An 18151-nucleotide genomic window follows, 5' to 3' on the forward strand; every position below is an offset into this window, starting at 1 on the left:
TATGACCACCGACGTATCCGCGCGCCTCGCCGACGCGACCGACCACCCGACACTGGAGCGCCTCTGGTTGCTGTTCCGACACGACATGTCGGAGTTCAGCGGTGCTCTGCCCAACTCGGACGGAACCTTCCGGAGCGATCGACTCCACGCCGCCTTCACCCAGGCCGACTGGGCTCCCTACCTCGTGACCAGTGGCGCATCCCCTGTCGGCCTCGCATTCGTCCGCAGCCTGACTGCTCCGACGCGCGTGCTGAGCAGCTTCTTCGTGGTCCGTGGGGCGCGCAGGACGGGGATCGGGCTGCGAGCCGTTCAAGAGGTCGTGACGAAACACCCGGGGCCATGGGAAGTCGCCTTCCAGGAAAGCAACGTCATCGCAGTCGGATTCTGGCGTCGCGTTGCTTCCGAGATCGCGGGTGACGCATGGACTGAGGAACGCAGGCCGGTACCGGGTCGCCCAGAACTGCCGCCCGATACCTGGATCACGTTCAACGCCCCGGCTGCCGCGCAGGGCTGACCTTCGGCGCTCCGTTGCTTCCGAGCGCCTCACGCCTCACCAGTCGCGGCAGAGGCGGGCGACCGTACGCAGCCACGCCCGGATGCCGTCCAGCCGGTCCGGGTCGCCGGCCCAGCCGTACGACATCCCCAACCCGTCCATGACGAGCATCAGCTTCCCGTCCTCGACAGCTTCCACCGCCTCGCCATGCGACAGCCCGTACCCGCTCAGGAACGCCGCCACCCGGGGGCTCTCGACCGACGTCGGCTCGGTCTGGAAGAGCTTGATCAGCTCCTGCCGGATCCCGATCCCGGCGAGTGACAGCCCCCAGTCCAGGACCGTGATCCGGCCGGCGTCGTCAGCGTGGTCAGGGTCGTCCGAGTCACCCGTGTCACCGGCGTCCACGACGAGGTTGTCCAGCCGGTTGTCGTAGTGGGTGAGGACCGACGCCACCGGCCACTCCTGGGCCTCCCGCGCCTTGGCCGTCACCTGCGCCAGATCGCCCTCGGTGACGATGCCCTGGGCGAGGAACAGGTCCAGCACCTTCTGGTCCTCCGGCCGGGACCCGCCCACGCACAGGTGGACGCGGAGCCAGTTGTCGAGATACTCGGCCCAGGTCGCGAACCGCCCGCGATACCCGCCGGAACCGTCCGGGACGAACATCCCGAAGCCTGTCGTGCGTACCCGGTGGGTCTTCGCGAGTTCCTCGCCGAGTTGGCCGAACCAGCGGTCCGCGTGTTCCGCCACCGCCGGATGGTCTGCGGCGAGCGTTCCGTTGGCGCGTTCGACCACCGCGTACGGACGGGGTTCGTCGCCGACGGCGAGGAACCGCGGTGTCCGTACTCCCGCGTCGGTGGCCCGGGTCGTGAGCCACCGGAGCACGGCGTAGTTGTTGCACGTCGGGTGTGGCTCGCTGCCGGGAACGACGTGGCCGGTGAGGTCGTCGACCCGGTCCGCGTCGGCGGAGCGGCTGAGCAGCACAGCGACCTCGCCCGTGCCGTAGCACACGCTCTGGGCGCCGGCCCCCACGAACTCCAACCCCGAGGGGCCGTAGCCGTGGCGCCGGAGGACGGCTTCGGCCTGCGCGGACATGCTCTGCTCGTTCACCCGGCCGAACCTATCCCCACCGCGCCGACCCCGACAGGACCTGCCCCGATTCGACCTACCGGGTTGGCCGATCTGGACGTCGTACGCCCGCACCGCTTCGGCCGGCGGTCCCACGTCCGTAGGCTCGACCCGGTGAGAATCCGCGAGCTGATCATCACCCCGGTCGCGTTCCCGGACCCGCCGCTGCTGAACTCCAGTGGCGTCCACGAGCCACTGGCGCTGCGCACCGTTCTGCGGCTGGTCCTCGACGACGACGCCATCGTCGGCCTCGGTGAGTCCTCCGGCGACGTCCGCCACCTGGACCTCCTTCGGCTGGTCGCCCCGAGGCTCGTGGGCCACGACGTCTTCGCCACGACGGCGCTCCGGACGGTCGTCGACGCCGCTGTCAACGACGCCTTGCCCGCGCCGACCGCGCGCGAGCGGACTGCCGTCCACTCCGCCATCGAGGTCGCCTGCCTGGACGCCCAGGGCAGGCTCACCGGCCGGCCGGTGTACGACCTGCTCGGCGGAGCGGTCCGTACGACGATTCCCTACTCCGCCTATCTCTTCTACAAGTGGGCGGACCATCCCGACGGCGCGTACGACGGCACGCCCGACCCCTGGGGTGAGGCCCTCGACGCGGACGGCATGGTGACGCAGGCGCGGCGGATGATCGACGAGTACGGCTTCGGCTCACTCAAGCTGAAGGGCGGAGTCTTCCCGCCCGACGTCGAGATCGCCACCGCCAGGGCGTTGCGGGCGGCGTTTCCCGACCATCCGGTGAGACTCGATCCGAACGGCGCCTGGACCGTGCCGACCGCGAAGCGCGTCGCCGCCGAACTCGAGGGGGTCCTTGAGTACCTGGAGGATCCGGTCCCCGGGGTCGACGGCATGGCCGAGGTCGCCGCCGGCACCGACCTGCCGCTGGCGACGAACATGTGTGTGGTCGCCTTCGACCAGGTGCCGCGGGCCGTCCGACTCGACGCCGTGCAGGTGATCCTGTCCGACCACCACTACTGGGGCGGACTGCGCCAAACGGTCGCGCTCGGCACGTTGTGCGACACGTTCGGCATCGGGCTGTCGATGCACTCCAACTCCCACCTCGGCATCAGCCTGGCCGCGATGACCCACGCCGCCGCGGCCACGCCGGAGCTCACCTACGCCTGCGACACGCACTATCCGTGGAACGGCGCGTACGACGTGGTGCGGCCGGGGGTGCTGAACTTCGTCGACGGTGCGCTCGAGGTCCCCACCGGGCCGGGGCTGGGCGTCGAGCTCGACCTGGACGCCCTCGAACGCCGCCACGAGGACTACGTGCGCTCCGGGCGCCGGGTGCGCGACGACACCGGCTACCTGCGCCGGGTGCGGCCGGACTACGACCCGACCCTGCCACGCTGGTAGCCGATGCCGTCAAGCGCGCCTTGACGCTAGGCCGTGTTCCAGTCGAAGAAGTCCCGGTCCTCCTCGGCGAGGTACTTCTTCGCCGCCTCCGGCACCAACGTGACCCCGAGACCCGGGCGGTCCCACACCTCGATGTGACCGTCGCGCACGATCGGGTCGGGCAGGCCCTCCACGATGTCGTACCACCAGTCGTGGGAGGCGATCGGGTATTCGAACGCGACGTAGTTGTCCGGCAGGGTCGCCGACACCTGCACCAGCGCGGCCACGCCGAGTACGCCGTCGCCGACACCGTGCGGCGCCATCAGGACGCCGTGCATGTCGGCGTACTCCGCGATCCACTTCAGCTCGGCCAGCCCGCCGACGTCGCACGGGTCGGGCCCGATCACCCGCACCGCGCGGTTGCCGACGAGTTCGAGGAACGACTGCCGGAGGTAGAGCTGCTCGCCGGTGTGGATCGGCGTCGACGTGGCTCGGGTCACCTCGCGGTAGGCGCCGGCGTCGGCGTACGGCACGTAGTCACCGGCGAGCAGGTCCTCCAGCCACAACAGGTTCAGCGGCTCCAGCCGCTGGGCGAACCTGATCGCGTCCGGCACGGTCCAGCCCGGGCCGCAGTCCAGGGCGAGGCCGATCTCGTCCCCCAGCACGTCCTTCATCGCGTGCACGCACTCGACCACGTGGTTGAGCCCACGCTCTGTCATCGGCCCACGTGAAGGGTGCGGCGGGCCGGTGCGCACCTCGCCGTAGAGAAGGCCCTCCATCTCCGCGACCATCGGATCGTGGAAACCGATTGACTGCTTGATGATGCTGAAGCCCTGCGGCGCCGCCTTCATCTGCCGCATCACGTCGGCGAAGTCCTCGGGCCGGTGGCCCTTCCGCGGAAACCGCACGCCGCCGTTGTAGACGCGGATCCGGTCGCGCACCTTCCCGCCGAGCAGCCGGTGCACGGGCAGTCCCGCGGCCTTGCCGGCAAGGTCCCACAGCGCGATCTCGATCGCGCTCACCGCACTCCCCCACGGCTTCGTGCCGCCCATCCGGCGGATCCGCAGCATGACCCGCTCCACCTCGGTCGGATCCTGGCCGAGGAGGTACTGCTCGTAGAATCCGACCACCGGCTTGAGGTAGTTCTTCCTGGACTCGACGACGCCGTACCCGTCGATCCCCTCGTCGGTCACGATGCGGACGACCGGGTTCGTTCCGAGTACAGCGCACTTCACCGCGGTGATCTTCACCGGTGCGACACCACCTCTCGTCGACGCCTTCCATGCTCGTCGTTCGGCCACCGAGCGCGAACGCCTCCGCCGGTAACGGCAACCACGCCGGTGGCGAGCGTCCGGTCCCGGCCGACGAGTGGTCGAACGAGCAGGCTCGCTCAGCCGAGCAGGTCCGCGCCTTCGGTGAAGCGGGCCACCGCGTCGGGATCCAGGGTGAGCCCGAGGCCCGGCACGGCCGGGATGGCGAGCATCCCGTCGGCGTCCAGGCTCCAGCCTCCCGCCGCGAGGTCGTCGATGTAGGGCGATCCGGTCTTGTACTCCACCAGGTCGGTGTCCGGCAGCGCGGACACCAGCTGCAGGTCGGCGGCCAGCCCGACCGCGGTGTTCCAGCCGTGCGGAACGAGCCGGGATCCGTGCTCCTGCGCCGACCAGCCGATGCGGCGGGACTCCGACAGCCCGCCCACCTTGGTCACGTCGGGCTGGACGATGTCGAACGCACCCGCACGCAGGAACGGCGTGAACGCCTGGCGCCGGGTGAGCACCTCGCCACCGGAGATCGGCACCGGGGCGTTGCGGCGCAGCGAGACGAAGTCCTCCAGCGCGTCCGGTCGCAGCGCCTCCTCGAACCACGCCACGTCGTAGTTCGCGAGCATGTGCGAAGTGCGCAGCGCCCACTTGTAGTCACCCTGCCAGTGCGCGTCACTGCCGCCCGCGTCGACCGCGAGCAGGGCGTCCGGGCCGATCGCCTCCCTCGCGGCGGCAACGATGCGTTCGTCCTGTGCGGTCGTCGCACCACCGCGCCCGAACGGACCCCAGCCGATCTTGTACGCCCGGAAACCCTGTGCGGCCAGGCTTTCCAGCTCCTCGGCAAGCGGTGCCGGCTCGTCCATCAGCAGCGACGCGTACGGCAGAACGCGGTCGCGGTGGCGGCCACCGAGGAGCCGGCCGACCGGTTGACCCGTCACCTGTCCCAGGATGTCCCACAACGCGATGTCGATCCCGCTGATGGCGTGCGTGACCGAGCCGCCCCGCCCCAGCCAGAACGTGTTCTGGTGCAGCTTCTCGGTGACGCGTTCGGGCTCCAGTGCGCTCTCGCCCAGCAGCAGCGGTTCGAGCACCTCCACCGCGCCCCGGACCAGGGACTCGCTGGTGAACACGCTGCCGACGCCGACCGGGCCGTCGTCGGTGTGCACGGCCACCAGGGTGTGCACGACGTCGTCCGGTTGCAGCTCCGCGCTCCAGCCTCCTGGTGGCGTCGCGCCCCGCAGGCCGGCAACGCGGATCTCACGAATCCTCATCGGGTTCCCTCCAGTGACGGTCTCACGGTCTGTCCCAGCGAATGTCGCGCGTATCCCTGTCCCGAACGAGGGTAGGAGCATCCTCATGGCCAACCGAAACCAGATCGCCCGGGCGCTGATCGACCGGCACGGCACGACGTACGCCGAGGAGGCCGGCATCAGGCTGCGCGACGCGCCCTCGCCGCTGTACCAGCTGCTCGTCCTCTCGACCCTGCTGTCGGCACGCATCGGCGCGGACATCGCGGTCGCCGCGGCCCGGGAGCTTTTCAGGGCGGGCTACCGAACGCCCGCGGCCATGCGGGACGCGAGCTGGCAGGACCGGGTTGACGCCCTCGGCCGCGGGCACTACCGGCGCTACGACGAACGCACGTCGACGATGCTCGGTCAGGGCGCCGAGCTCGTCCTCGAACGCTGGAAGGGCGATCTGCGCCGGCTGCACGCCGAGGCGCACGGTGTCGACGAGGTGGCGAAGCTGCTCCAGCTCGTACCTGGTATCGGTCCCACAGGTGCGTCGATCTTCTGCCGCGAGGTGCAGGGCGTTTGGAACGACCTCGCGCCGTACGTCGACAACCGCACCGCGAAGGGTGCCGAGGCGATCGGTCTGCCGTCCTCGCCGGATGAGCTGAGCAGGCTCGCCGGCGACGGTGACCTGCCCCGGCTGGTCGCGGGCTGCGTGCGCGCGTCCCTTTCGAAGGACGTCGCCGAGGACGTACGCGGCTGATCCCATCTGTGAGCAGGCGCCCGTCACCGGCCGCGGGGAAGGTAGCAGCCGGTTCGTACGCCGGTGTGGTCGTGGCCGTCGACGACCACGGCGCCGTTGACGATCACGTACGGGACGCCGTGTGCGTACGCATGCGGCTCTGCGACCGTGGACCGCTCGCGCAGCCCGGCCAGGTCGACCACCGCGACGTCGGCGAAGGCGCCCCGCCGCAACCGGCCTCGGCCGGCCAGCCCGAAGTGGTCGGCGACCATGGCGGTCATCTTGTGCACGGCGGTTTCCAGCGTCAAGATGCCCTTGTCACGGACGTGGTGCGCCAGGTAGTGCACGTGCCCCGCGAAGAACAACGGGTGCCGCGACCGCGCCGCCAGCGGCCCGTCCACCCTGCTGGTGAAGGCGTCCACGCCCAGGCAGAACAGCGGATGCGACACCGTCTCGGCGACGTGCTCGTCGGTGAACAGCCTCCCCAGCAGTTGCACCGCCGCCAGGTCGGGTCCCGCGGCGGCGAGTACGTCGAAGAAGGCGTCCCACTCGTCCCCACCCAACCGCTCGGCGATCTCGGGAAAGGCCAGCCCCTCCAGCTCCGGTGTCGCCGGACCGGCCTGCAGTCGCACCCGGTCCCAGCCACCCCGGTGCACGAACCGCCAGTAGCGGTCGCAGTCGCCGCGCAGCCGGTTCCGTACGGCCGGATCGGCCAGCTGCCGGGCCGCCTCCTCCGGGCCGTCGGCCAGCAGCCACGGCGGCAGCAGCCCGGTCGCCATTCCGATCCCCCCGTCGTAGGGCGTCATGTCGGCCAGCACGTCGGTGCCGGCGGCGCGTTCGGCCGCGAGGCGTTCGACCGCACGCTGCCACGCGTCCGGCGCCGCTCCGGTGTCCTCTCGTACGTTGAGGTGGGACAGCTGGGCACGCCCGCCGGCGGCGCGCGTCACCGTGAAGAACTCCTCGACAGCCTCGTCGAGTGCTGCGTCCCGGTTGCGGATGTGGCTGGCATACCTCGCGCCGTGTAGGCGGAGCACCCCGGCCAGATCGGTCAGCTCCCCGGTGCCGGCCGCCCGGCCCGCGCCGTACTCCAGCCCGCTCGACATGCCGAGCGCCCCCGCGTCCAGCGCCTCGGCCAACAGCGCCCGCATCGTGGCGAGCTCGTCGTCGCCGGGAGAGCCCGTGCCCACTCCGGCGGCCTCGCGCAGCGCGCTGTGGCCGACGAACCACGCGAGGTTCTGCGACGTGCCGATCGACTCGACGCGCTGCAGCAGCTCACCGAACCCGCGCCAGTCCACCGGGCCGTCGTACCCGAATGCCGCGAGCGTCGCCGCTGCCTGGCGCGCCGACTCCGGCCCGAGTGGCGCGTACGTGACACCGCAGTTGCCGACCACCTCGGTGGTGACGCCCTGCCGGATCGTGCTCTGTGCCTCCGGGTTGCCGAGGATCGACCAGTCGCTGTGGCTGTGCGGGTCGATCAGCCCGGGAAGGACGAAGTGGCCACGGGCGTCGAGGTGCCGACGAGCCGTCGCGCCGGGCAGCGGCTCGACCGCGACGATCCGTTCCCCCTCGATCGCGACGTCCGCGGGGTAGGGCGGACCACCGTCGCCCTCCACCACGGTCCCGCCGGAGACGAGGAGATCGAGCATCTCCTGACCGTAGTCCGGCCCCTCACCTCCCGGCCGGGCGTCGCGAGGCCTATTCCGGCACGCCCGCCAGGTCGTACGCCCCGGCGGCGATGTCCTCGAACAGCGTGGGTCCGGTCGGTTCCCAGCCGAGGACTTCGCGGGTACGGGCGTTGGACGCGATGGCGTCCATGCCGAAGAACCGGCCGATCCAGCCGAAGTGCGCCTCGGCGTCCTCAGGTGCGACCGGCACCGTGGGCAGGCCGAGGTGGTCACCGATCGCGGCGGCGATGTCGCGGGAACGAAGACCCTCCTCCGCCACCGCGTGCACCCGCGAGCCCGCGGGCGCCTTCTCCAGCGCGAGCCGGACCAGCCGGGCGGCGTCGGTACGGTGCACGGCCGCCCAGCGGGACGAGCCGTCCCCGACGTAGCCGGACGCTCCGTGCTGCTTCGCGACCTTGGTGAGCTGTGCGACGAAGCCGTGGTCGCCCGTGCCGTGCACGCTCGCCGCGAACCGCAGTGCCACCGCCCGTACGCCGCGACCGGCATGGTCGAGCGCGAGGTTCTCGCTGCCTCCCCGCATCGAGTCCGCACCCCGGAACGGCGACGCGTCGTCCTCGGTCAGCAGCCGGCCGGTGGCCCCCGACGCCAGTCCCGAGGCGAGCAGGAACGGCCGGTCACCACCCTCGATCGTGTCCAGCATCCGCGTGACCGCGGCGTGCTCGGTGCGACCGGCCCCGGCGTAGTCGGAGAAGTCATGGTTGAAGGCGAGGTGGATCACGGCGTCGGCCGCCGCCGCGCCGGCGGCGAGGCTGTCGAGGTCGTCGAGGCTCCCCCGGTGCGCGGCGGCGCCCCGGGCTTCGACGGCGGCGGCCGCCCGGTCGGAACGGGCGAGACCGACCACCTTGTGGCCGTGGGCGAGGAGCTCGTCGGTGACCGCCGAGCCGATCCAGCCGGTGGCGCCGGTGACGAAAACGTGCATTGCGGACTTCCCTTCATCGCGGGCAGCGGATCATGTCAGTCACTGACGTCAGTGACTGACATGGACAGTAGCACCGCATGTCAGCGACTGCCATCACTACACTCCTCGCCATGGGGCGCTGGGAGCCGGACGCGCGGGGCCGGATGATGCGGGCCGCGATCGAACTCTTCGACGAGCGCGGATTCGACAAGACGACCGCCGGCGACATCGCCGAGCGGGCCGGAGTCACCGAGCGCACCTTCTTCCGGCACTTCACCGACAAGCGCGAGGTGCTGTTCGCCGGTTCCGACGTCATGGAACGCACGGCGTACGACGCGATCGAGGCCGCACCGGCCGACCTCACCCCGCTCGATGCCGCACTGGCCGGGATGGTCGCGGCCGGCGGACTGCTGGCGGACCGGCACGACCACGCGGTACGCCGAGCCCGGATCGTCGCTGTCAACCCGAGCTTGCACGAACGCGAGCTGCTCAAGCTCGCCGCGCTGACCGAGGCGACGGTCAGCGCACTGCACGGACGTGGCGTCACCGAGCCGACCGCCGGCCTGGCCGCACACAGCGCGGTGACCGTCTTCCACGTCGCGTTCGCACGGTGGGTCTCGACGGACGAGCCGCCCACCTTCGCCGACTGCGTGGCCGACGCTGCGGCCGCGTTGCGCGAGCTGACGTGACGCACCGGCGGCTTCCGGCAGCGCGGGAGCTGGCTCGTTGCTTCCTGGCCGCCCAGCACCCGGTGACCCGGCAGTGGGTCGACGACGCCGTTCGACTGGACCTGCTCACCGCCAACCGCGCCGAGGACGTCACGCTCGCGACGGACCTGGAACTCGCCGCCCTGCGCGCGCGGCGGTTCGCACCCCACCTGCCTGCCGAGACGTTCCTCAACCGGTGGACCGAGGTCGAGGGCGACCTCGCCGCGATGATGAGCATGAGGTACGAGGGCGGCGATCCGCGGCTGCCGTTCGTCGACGCCACCGTGACGAGCCGGCCCTTCACCGCAAGGGACCTGCCCGCACTGGCGAAGGCCGGCGCCGAGGCCTACCCCGCGCTGCGTCCGCGCTACCTGCGGCTGTGGAGCGCGCGTCCGGTCGGCTGGTTCGCCGGCACGGGCTCCGACCGGCGGTTCCTCGCCGGACCGGTGGCTGCGCTCCGCGCCGGTTTCGAACGTACGCCGCCCACCGAGCTCACGCTGACTCCGGCGACCACGCTGGAGCACTACGAGGATGCCGAGCGGGCCTACGCCGACGTGGATGTCAACCATCCCTTGCATCCCACGCAGGCCACGATTGCCGACCGCGAGGCGCTGGCGGAAACCCTGGCCGCGGGGATGCTGTTCGACGTCAGGGTCGGCGCCGACTGGGCGGGCTACGTGGCGGTGACGACGACCGCGACCGGCGACACTCTCGGCATGCCGGCGTACGTCGTCCAGGAACTCGTCCTGGCCAGGAGGTTCCGCGGGCGAGGCTTCGGACCACACCTCACCACGCTGCTCGCCCGCGCCCTCCCCGACGACGGCCGCCGCGTCCTGGTCGGCACCGTCCACTCCGGCAACCGGGGTGCCCGCGAGGCGGCCGAACGCGCCGGCCGGGTCGACGTCGGCGGCTGGATCCAGGTGCCGCTCGCGACGGCCTGAGAGCGCCCAGGGAACAATTCCGGCGCTCCCGATCGTCTGGTTCAGTACCCGCAGTCGAGTGAGAGAGCGATGGACTCGTACCCACCAAGTAGTCCGCGCGGCGCCCCGCGGGGTGTCGCGCTGACCGAGCAACGACGATGACCGTCGCGCTGAGCATCCTCACCGGAGTCGTGGTGGTGCTGGTCGTCACCGCCGCGACGGGCTACTTCGTAGCCCAGGAGTTCGCCTACATGGCGGTCGACCGCAACCGCCTGAAGGCCCGCGCCGCCGAGGGCGACGCCGGTGCCCGGCGAGCGCTCGACATCACCGGCCGCACCTCGTTCATGTTGTCCGGCGCCCAGCTGGGGATCACCGTCACCGGCCTGCTCGCCGGTTACGTCGCCGAGCCGATGATCGGCTCGGGCCTGTCCCAGCTGCTGGGCGGGCTCCGGGTTCCGACCGGGGTCGGGACGGCCACCGGGGCCCTGGTCGCGCTCCTGTTCGTCACCGTCGTGCAGATGGTGTTCGGTGAGCTGCTGGCCAAGAACTGGGCGATCGCCCGGGCCGAGCAGCTGGCCCGGGCGCTGGCCCGGTCGACATCCCTGTATCTGAAGGTGTTCGGGCCAGTGGTGCACGTCTTCGACCGCGCAGCTGTCGTCCTGCTGAGGGCGGTGCGCATCACGCCGGTGGACGACGTGGAGCACGCGGCGACCGCCCGCGACCTGCACCGGATCGTCGAGCGATCCCGCGACACCGGGGAGCTGGCCGAGGACCTGTCCGTACTCCTGGACCGCAGTCTCGACTTCACCGACGCGACCGCGGGGCACGCGATGGTGCCGAGGCCCCGGGTCGTCGGCATCGCCGCGGACGAGACCGTCGCCGGCGCCCTTGCCATGATGGCTACCGGACACTCCAGACTGCCGGTGTACGGGGCGGACGTCGACGATGTCGTCGGCGTCGTCCAACTGCGTGACCTGCTGACCGTCGACGGCGATCGCCACGACAGCGAGGCCGGCCGGCTCCCGGTGCGGGGATTCGCCCGCTCCCCCGTCATCGTGCCGACCTTCCTGCGCCTACCCCAGGTGCTGGCCCGGTTGCGTGAGGCGGGCGAGGAGTTCGCCTGCGTGGTCGACGAGTACGGCGGGCTGGCCGGAGTACTCACCGTGGAGGACATCGCCGAGGAACTCGTCGGTGAGATCGCCGACGAGCACGACCGCGACGACACCGGCGAGCACCAGGTCATCGCCGAACGGACCTGGCTGGTTCCGGGCACCTACGGGGTGGACGAGGTGGAACGCCTGGTGGGTCACGACCTGCCCCAGGGCCACTACGAGTCGATCGGCGGGCTGCTGATCCAGGCCCTCGGCCGGCTGCCCGAACCCGGCGACGAGTACGCACTCGACCTCTTCGGTTCGTCCCACGTGGACGAGAAGGGCCCGGCGCCCGGGTCGCTCGTCCTCCAGGTGGTGGACGTCGACCGGCGGGTGCCCCGCAGTGTCAAGCTCACCTTGCGTCCGGCCGACGGGGCCGTTGCCGCCGCGGAATAGGAGGCCGTGCGATGAGCGAGCTGGATCCCCTTCTCGCGCTGGTCCTGTCGGCCCTCATCATCGTCGCGAGCGCGTTCTTCGTGGCAATCGAGTTCGCGCTGATCGCCGCCCGGCGGCACCGGCTGGAGGAGGCGGCGCGCACAAGTGTGGCGGCCCGCGCCGCCTTGCGGAGTTCGCGGGATCTGTCGCTGCTGCTGGCCGGATCCCAACTGGGGATCACGGTCTGCCTGGTGGCGTTGGGCGCGGTCACCAAGCCCGCCGTACACCACCTGCTGACTCCCGCACTGGAGACTCTCGGAGCGCCCGAGGTCGCCGCCGACGTCGCCGGGTTCATACTCGCGCTGGTCGTGGTCACCTTCCTCCACCTGGTGGTCGGGGAGATGGCACCGAAGTCGTGGGCGATCTCCCATCCGGAGAAGTCCGCGATCATGCTGGCGCTGCCGATGCGGGCGTTCATGTGGCTGACCCGGCCGGCGCTGCTCACCCTGAACGGCCTGGCCAACTGGTGCCTGCGCCGGATCGGTGTCGAGCCGGTCGACGAGGTGCCCGGCGGTCACGGTCCGGAGGAGCTACGCCAGCTCGTCGACCACTCCGCCGCCGCCGGTGCGCTCGACGGGGAACGACGCCATCAGCTGGCCACCGCGCTGGCGGTCAACACCCGGCCGATCAGCGAAGTCGTCACCCCGGTCGGCGATCTCGTCGAGGTCGGCCCGGAGACTTCCGGCGCCGCGATCCGCGACACCGCCCGGGAGACCGGTCACCTGCGGCTCCTCGTACGTCGGGCCGGCGAGGTCGTCGGAGTGGTGCACGTACGAGACGCACTGACCCGCCCGCACCACCCGGCACGGGACCTCATGTCGGCACCGGTGACCCGCATGCCCGCGAACACGCCCATCTACAAGGCCCTCACCACCATGCGGGTGACCCGCAGTCACCTGGCCCTCGTGGAGGGCACGGACGGGACCCTGCTCGGGCTGGTGACCCTGCAGGATCTGGTCGACGAACTCCTCACCACCCACCAGGACCCCGCACCTCCGGAGCCTGCGACCACGACGGTTTAGCATCGGATCACCGACAGGCGGAAGGCAGATCGCTGAGCCTGCAGATCACGATCGACGCCCGCGGCCCCGCCGGCTTCCGCGTCAGCAACCAGGACCACGCGCCCGTCGTCACCTACTTCGCTGTGGCTACCAAGAGCTTGTGACCCCGCGGGACCCAAACTCGCTTGCCGCCCAACTGTCCTGGCTGAAACCCTCACCCCCGTGGACGTCTCAGCCGCCTCCTTCGCAGGCCCGAGTGATCCAGCCGTACTCCGGCGCATCCACGAACTCCGCGGTGAGGTCCGTCGCCGGGACGCGCGCCCGAACGACGGACGATGTGGGAACGTCACCACAGCACTGACGGAGGAGTTCGGCTGGCAGGGCCGACGGGGCTACCTCAGACTGCTCGACGACACGGTGAGCTGGGTGCACTGCTGGAACCTCCTTCCCGACGGGACGATCGTCGACGCCACCGCCGACCAGTTCCAGAACCTGTGGCTGGGCGACGTGGTGACGGTCGCGCCGTCCAGCCCGATGGCGGAGCACTACCTGCACGCGCCGAAGGAGTGGGACCTTCGATTCGAACGAGGATCGAGCAGCGATGCCCACACGATCAGGTGTGTGTCCGGCGACGAGGTTCACGTACTCACACCTGACGTACCCGAAAGGCCGTGGTGGTCCCTCGCTCGCGGTGTACTGGAAGTGCTCACCGGTTGGGAGCTGAACGACCCACTGGTGGATCTGGCCGCGCGCGTACTGAGGGCGAAGTCCGCCACCGCCGAGCACCTGACCTCGGCGGAGCTCACCCATCCGCTCCTGATCGCGAGCATCCATCACCTCGGGTCGCAGGGAACCCGGCCGTGGATCGCCCCCGAGTTCCGCGCACCCGTGTAGACCACACACCCGTAAGGTGGAGAACCTTGATATTCGTCGGCGGAACCGGTCGTTCCGGGACCACGCAGCTCGCTCAGATCATCGGCTGCCATCCGCAGGTGTGGCATATTCCGCCGGAGACGCGGTTCCTGGTCGACCCCGGTGGGCTGCAGGATCTGGTGCAGTCGCTGTCCACAGGCCACACGCCGTTCCACGCCATCGACGCGCTCGACCGTTTCCGGACCATGCTCACTCGCGACGTCGCGGGCCACTGGCCTCCCGAGGCGTTCTCGCACGCGGATCTGCCCGCCGTCTTCGGAACCGACCGGTATACGGACTGGTGTGAGCGGTTCCTCGGGGCGCTCAGCTGGTACGACTACGACGAACGTTCCACACCACGGGTCGTCGGGCGCTACTTCGCCGAGCGCGCGGACCTGCTGACCCTGTGCCGGACCTACGTCGACGAGCTCTTCACGGCCGGTGCTGCCGACCACGGCAAGGAGACGTGGTGTGAGAAGACACCGAACAACCTGCTCGCGACGGCGTTGCTGTGGGACCTGTTCCCGGAGGCCAGGATCGTGCACATCGTCCGGCATCCGGTCCAGGTGGCCGCGTCGCACCTGTCGATGGACTGGGCCCCGGACGACATCGAGGGCGTGTGCAACTGGCTGGAGCCGATGTACCTGTCGTGGCTGCGCACCGACGTCACGGCCGATCCCCGGTGCGTCCAGCTCCAGCTCGAGGACGTGGCCGAGGACTGGCCGTCCCGGCGCGCGGAACTCTTCGGCCGGCTCGGCCTACCGGACGCCGTGACCGAACTCGAGGTCTCCGCCGACCGGCTCGCGCACTGGGCGCCGATCGCACCCGCCGACGAGACGTACGCCAGAAAGCGGCTGGGCTTCGCGATCGACGCCTTCGGTTACAAGTGAGAGGCCGAAGCCGTGAGCGAACTCAGGAGAGCAGCCAGGTGATCCCGATGATCACCGGCAGGGACAGCACGGTGGAGAAGAAGATCGCGTCCCGGGTGAGAACGATCCCACGTCCGTAGCGCATCGCGAACGTGAAGACGTTCTGGGCGGTGGGCAGGGCGGCGATCACCGTCACGGCGAGGAGGGCGTGCCCGCTGATCCCGACGACGTACGCCCCGATCAGGTAGGCGACCAGCGGCTGGACGAGCAGCTTCAGCGCCAGGATGGTGGCGACCTGGACCGGGGGTTCGCCGGCGCCGGGCCGGGGACCCAGCCGCAGCGAGATGCCGTACGCCAGCAGCATCGACGGCACCGCCATCCCGCCCAGCAGGCCGAGCGGTCCGCTGAGGAACACCGGCAGTTTCACCCCGGTGATCGCCAGCATCAGGCCGACCAGCGAGCCGATCGCCAGCGGGTTGCGCAAAGGCCTGGTCACCCGCAGCATCAGCCGACGGCCGCGGGACATGCCGGGGTGCGGAACGTGCGTGACGGCGTCGAGCACGGTGAGCCCGCTCGGCTGGAGCACCAGCAACTGGGCAAGCAACATCGGCGCGATCAGGGCCGCGTCCCCCAGGGCGTACGCGGCGATCGGCAAGCCCAGGTTGCCCGCGTTCACGTAGGCGGCGGAGAAGGTTCCGATCACGGTGTCGGCGGGGCTTCGCCTCCACACCAGCCGGGCCAGCAGGATGTAGGTGGTGGCCACCACGAAGACGCTGCCGAGCGACGCGATCAGGTTGGCAGACAGCAGCTGGTGCACGTCGCTGCGGCCGAGAACGGTCACCATCAGTGCCGGGCTGGCGACGAAGAACGCCGTCCGGGTCAGGACCCGTTGTGCGGTCGCGTCCAGCACGTTCAGGTGGGCAAGGAGGAAGCCCACCCCGATGATCATGCCGATGGTGGCGAACCCGGCCAGCACGCCAGACACGTCGAAGCTCCCTCGATTTCCGATCGCCACACCAACTCACCGTGCGGCGCTGCACGGAGATCGAGCCAGACACGTCGAGCAGCGCTCGACGTGACCGGGCCATTATCGGGTGGGCCGGGGCACGTCCTAGCGGTCGGGGTCGAGCACGATCCGCCCGACGGCGCCGTCAACCAGAGCCTGACAGGCGTCGTTCACCCGGCTCAGCGGGTACGTCGGGCCGAGCAGCTCGTCCAGCGGAAGCCGGCCCGCCTTGTACAGCTCCAGCAGCTTCGGCACGTCCGTCACGGTGTTGGCACTCCCGTACAGGCTGCCGACCAGCCGCTTCTCCTGCTGCACCAGCTGGTTGATCGGGACCTCGAACGTCGCGCCCACCGCGCCGAGCCCGATCGCGACCAGAGTGCCGCCCTTGCGCAGGCACGCCAGCCCCTGTTCGAGGGTCGGCGCCCGGCCGACCGCCTCCAGCGCCCAGTCCACCCCGTCGGGGCAGATCTCCCGTACGGCCTGCTCGAGGTCGGTCCGGCCGGAGTCGATGGTGTGGGTCGCGCCGAGCCTGGCCGCGAGCTCCAGTCGCTGCGGCACCACGTCGGCGACGATCAGCGGGTACGCGCCGGCGAGCTTGCCGCCGAGCACGCAGGACAGCCCGACCCCGCCCGCCCCGATCACGAGGATGCCGCTGCGCGCGGCGTCGGTGACGACGTTGAGCACCGACCCGACGCCGGTGATCACGGCGCACCCGACGAGGGAGGCGATCCGCGGCGGGATGTCGTCCGGGATCTTGATCACCGACTGTTCGGCGACCACGCAGCGGTCGGCGAAGCAGGAGACGCCGAGCAGGTGCCGGACCTCCTGGTCGCCGCGGCGAAGCCGGGTGGTGCCGTCCAGCAGGCCGTTGGTGGTGATCTGCACGCGTGCGTTGTCGCACAGCGCCGGCCGACCGGACGAGCAGTACGCACACCGGCCACAGCGCGGACGCCACATGAGCACGACCGAGTCGCCGGGCCGCACCGAGGTGACCCCGGCGCCGACCTGCTCCACGACGCCGGCACCCTCGTGGCCGGGCACGATCGGGGTCGTGCACGCGAGGTCGCCCGACAGGTAGTGCAGGTCGGTGTGGCACAGGCCCGCCGCGGTGACCCGGACGAGCACCTCCCCCGCCCGGGGCGGTTGCAGCGACAACTCCTCGACCCGCAGCGGCGTACCGGGCGCGTCCAGGACCGCCGCTCGTACAGAGATCTCCTCCATGCGGGTCAGGCTAGACGGAAACCTGCCTCACGCGGGCGGGAGGAAGGCGGGCACCTGCGGAGTGATGCCGTCCGTGCCCCAGGACAGGACGGCCGCGTAGACCACCCGCCGCTTGTTCGGGTCGGTCACGACGCCGGTGAACTCGCACGGCTGGTTGTCGGCCGAGCACACCCACCCGTGCAGGAAGATCCGGTCGGGACCGCCTCCGCCCGTGACCACGTCGGCACCACCGGGCCCGCACAGTCCGGTACCGGCCTGGTCCAGCAGCACGTGCTCGTCCTTGTCGGCGAACGACCACAGGTCCGCCGAACGCCGCCACACCGTGGAGTAGCGGCACTGGTCGTACCAGTTGGCGGCGGCGAACAGGAAGTAGTAGCCGTCGCGCTTCACCAGCACGGGGTTCTCGATGCTGTCGGAGTGCCGGACGAGTTCGTGGCTGAGCTCGCCCCGTCCGTGCAGCCCGTCCGACGACAGCGGGAACATCCGGATGGTGCCCGGCGTCTTCTGCGTCTTGTACAGCAGGTAGCGGGTGCCGTCCTCGTCCTGGAACGGCGACGGGTCGATCACGCCCGACGTCTGGTCGGGCCGGTCGGCGGCGGGGTCCTCACCGTTCAGGATCGGGCAGACCAACGGCGTGGCCGCCGGCTCGTACGGTCCGGCCGGCCGGTCGGCGACCGCGGTGCCGATGCAGCGCTGGCCGGCGAATCCCTTCGCCTGCGCCGCGTAGTACAGCACCCATCCGGCCGAGGTGCGCACGGCGTCGGGAGCCCAGACCGCACCCTTCCCCGACGCCCACTCACCCCAGCGGGACAGGGCGTCCGGCATCGGCCGCCACGGTCCTCGCGGACTGCTCGCCGTCGCGACCCGGGCCAGGCCGCCGGTCATGAAGGCGTAGTAGTCCCGGCCGTCGCGGACGACGCCGGGGTCGGCCGCCTCACCGGTGGGTGCGGCGTAGACCGGCCGCGGCTCGCGTTCCGAGGCCTGCGCGGCCGACTGACCGGCCACGGCCGAGACCACCAGGACGACCAGCACACTCAGGTACGCCGTTACGCGGAAGGATCGCTGACTTCGCATGACTCGACACCTTTCCCGACCAGAGGGGTGCGACGTGGGGTGCGGACGTTGCGGGTGTTGATCTTTGCGGTGGATTTGTAGAA

The 18151-nt window shown here is 70.8% G+C and carries 17 protein-coding genes; 9 read left to right on the forward strand and 8 right to left on the reverse strand.

The window, feature by feature from the left end:
* Position 1 precedes the first annotated feature (1 nt).
* The gene (locus FHR37_RS19865) at positions 2 to 514 is read left to right on the forward strand and encodes a GNAT family N-acetyltransferase (protein WP_092885332.1); all 513 of its coding nucleotides are present in this window, start codon (positions 2 to 4) and stop codon (positions 512 to 514) included.
* A 36-nt stretch (positions 515 to 550) separates the two neighbouring features.
* Here the strand turns inward: FHR37_RS19865 and FHR37_RS19870 are convergent, their stop codons facing one another.
* Complete coding sequence (locus FHR37_RS19870) at positions 551 to 1600, reverse strand: phosphotransferase family protein (protein WP_139239062.1); 1050 nt, start codon at positions 1598 to 1600, stop codon at positions 551 to 553.
* A gap of 132 nt (positions 1601 to 1732) precedes the next feature.
* Here FHR37_RS19870 and FHR37_RS19875 point away from each other — a divergent pair, with 132 nt between their 5' ends.
* On the forward strand, positions 1733 to 2980 hold the full coding sequence (locus tag FHR37_RS19875; RefSeq protein WP_092885499.1) for an enolase C-terminal domain-like protein: 1248 nt from the start codon (positions 1733 to 1735) through the stop codon (positions 2978 to 2980).
* Positions 2981 to 3006: 26 nt separating this feature from the next.
* Here the strand turns inward: FHR37_RS19875 and FHR37_RS19880 are convergent, their stop codons facing one another.
* Positions 3007 to 4209: a mandelate racemase/muconate lactonizing enzyme family protein gene (locus FHR37_RS19880; RefSeq protein ID WP_092885336.1), complete on the reverse strand. Its 1203-nt coding sequence runs from the start codon at positions 4207 to 4209 to the stop codon at positions 3007 to 3009.
* A 140-nt stretch (positions 4210 to 4349) separates the two neighbouring features.
* The gene (locus FHR37_RS19885) at positions 4350 to 5489 is read right to left on the reverse strand and encodes a mandelate racemase/muconate lactonizing enzyme family protein (RefSeq protein ID WP_092885338.1); all 1140 of its coding nucleotides are present in this window, start codon (positions 5487 to 5489) and stop codon (positions 4350 to 4352) included.
* An 85-nt stretch (positions 5490 to 5574) separates the two neighbouring features.
* On the opposite strand from FHR37_RS19885, the gene FHR37_RS19890 reads away from it, so the two are divergent.
* A complete protein-coding gene (locus tag FHR37_RS19890) occupies positions 5575 to 6210 on the forward strand; it encodes an HhH-GDP family DNA glycosylase (protein WP_092885340.1) in 636 nt (211 codons plus the stop codon).
* 23 nt (positions 6211 to 6233) lie between these two features.
* Here FHR37_RS19890 and FHR37_RS19895 read toward each other — a convergent pair whose 3' ends face one another.
* Together FHR37_RS19895 and FHR37_RS19900 are read right to left on the reverse strand one after the other, a co-directional pair.
* Entirely contained in the window at positions 6234 to 7835 is a 1602-nt protein-coding gene (locus FHR37_RS19895; protein ID WP_092885342.1) for an N-acyl-D-amino-acid deacylase family protein, read from the reverse strand.
* Between the two features lie 49 nt (positions 7836 to 7884).
* Positions 7885 to 8793 (reverse strand): SDR family oxidoreductase, encoded by a 909-nt coding sequence (locus FHR37_RS19900; RefSeq protein ID WP_092885344.1) that lies wholly within the window; start codon positions 8791 to 8793, stop codon positions 7885 to 7887.
* Positions 8794 to 8903: 110 nt separating this feature from the next.
* Between FHR37_RS19900 and FHR37_RS19905 the strand changes: the two genes are divergently transcribed.
* The 6 genes from FHR37_RS19905 (at position 8904) to FHR37_RS19930 (ending at position 14788) form a co-directional block, all read left to right on the forward strand.
* Positions 8904 to 9461: a TetR/AcrR family transcriptional regulator gene (locus FHR37_RS19905; RefSeq protein ID WP_092885346.1), complete on the forward strand. Its 558-nt coding sequence runs from the start codon at positions 8904 to 8906 to the stop codon at positions 9459 to 9461.
* Entirely contained in the window at positions 9458 to 10420 is a 963-nt protein-coding gene (locus FHR37_RS19910; RefSeq protein ID WP_237768931.1) for a GNAT family N-acetyltransferase, read from the forward strand. The genes FHR37_RS19905 and FHR37_RS19910 overlap by 4 nt, the downstream gene beginning before the upstream one ends.
* Positions 10421 to 10557: 137 nt before the next feature.
* On the forward strand, positions 10558 to 11946 hold the full coding sequence (locus FHR37_RS19915) for a hemolysin family protein (protein WP_092885348.1): 1389 nt from the start codon (positions 10558 to 10560) through the stop codon (positions 11944 to 11946).
* Between the two features lie 11 nt (positions 11947 to 11957).
* On the forward strand, positions 11958 to 13007 hold the full coding sequence (locus tag FHR37_RS19920; RefSeq protein WP_092885350.1) for a hemolysin family protein: 1050 nt from the start codon (positions 11958 to 11960) through the stop codon (positions 13005 to 13007).
* Between the two features lie 201 nt (positions 13008 to 13208).
* A complete protein-coding gene (locus FHR37_RS19925) occupies positions 13209 to 13880 on the forward strand; it encodes a hypothetical protein (protein ID WP_175542625.1) in 672 nt (223 codons plus the stop codon).
* 26 nt (positions 13881 to 13906) lie between these two features.
* The gene (locus FHR37_RS19930; RefSeq protein WP_175542626.1) at positions 13907 to 14788 is read left to right on the forward strand and encodes a sulfotransferase family protein; all 882 of its coding nucleotides are present in this window, start codon (positions 13907 to 13909) and stop codon (positions 14786 to 14788) included.
* Between the two features lie 22 nt (positions 14789 to 14810).
* Here the strand turns inward: FHR37_RS19930 and FHR37_RS19935 are convergent, their stop codons facing one another.
* The 3 genes from FHR37_RS19935 to FHR37_RS19945 all read right to left on the reverse strand — a co-directional run bounded on the left by FHR37_RS19935 (position 14811) and on the right by FHR37_RS19945 (position 18068).
* On the reverse strand, positions 14811 to 15752 hold the full coding sequence (locus FHR37_RS19935; RefSeq protein WP_092885503.1) for an AEC family transporter: 942 nt from the start codon (positions 15750 to 15752) through the stop codon (positions 14811 to 14813).
* 126 nt (positions 15753 to 15878) lie between these two features.
* On the reverse strand, positions 15879 to 16994 hold the full coding sequence (locus FHR37_RS19940; RefSeq protein ID WP_092885353.1) for a zinc-binding dehydrogenase: 1116 nt from the start codon (positions 16992 to 16994) through the stop codon (positions 15879 to 15881).
* A 27-nt stretch (positions 16995 to 17021) separates the two neighbouring features.
* Positions 17022 to 18068 (reverse strand): glycoside hydrolase family 43 protein, encoded by a 1047-nt coding sequence (locus FHR37_RS19945; protein ID WP_092885355.1) that lies wholly within the window; start codon positions 18066 to 18068, stop codon positions 17022 to 17024.
* Between the last annotated feature and the right edge of the window lie 83 nt (positions 18069 to 18151).

This window comes from Actinopolymorpha cephalotaxi (assembly GCF_013408535.1).
Classification (GTDB): domain Bacteria; phylum Actinomycetota; class Actinomycetes; order Propionibacteriales; family Actinopolymorphaceae; genus Actinopolymorpha; species Actinopolymorpha cephalotaxi.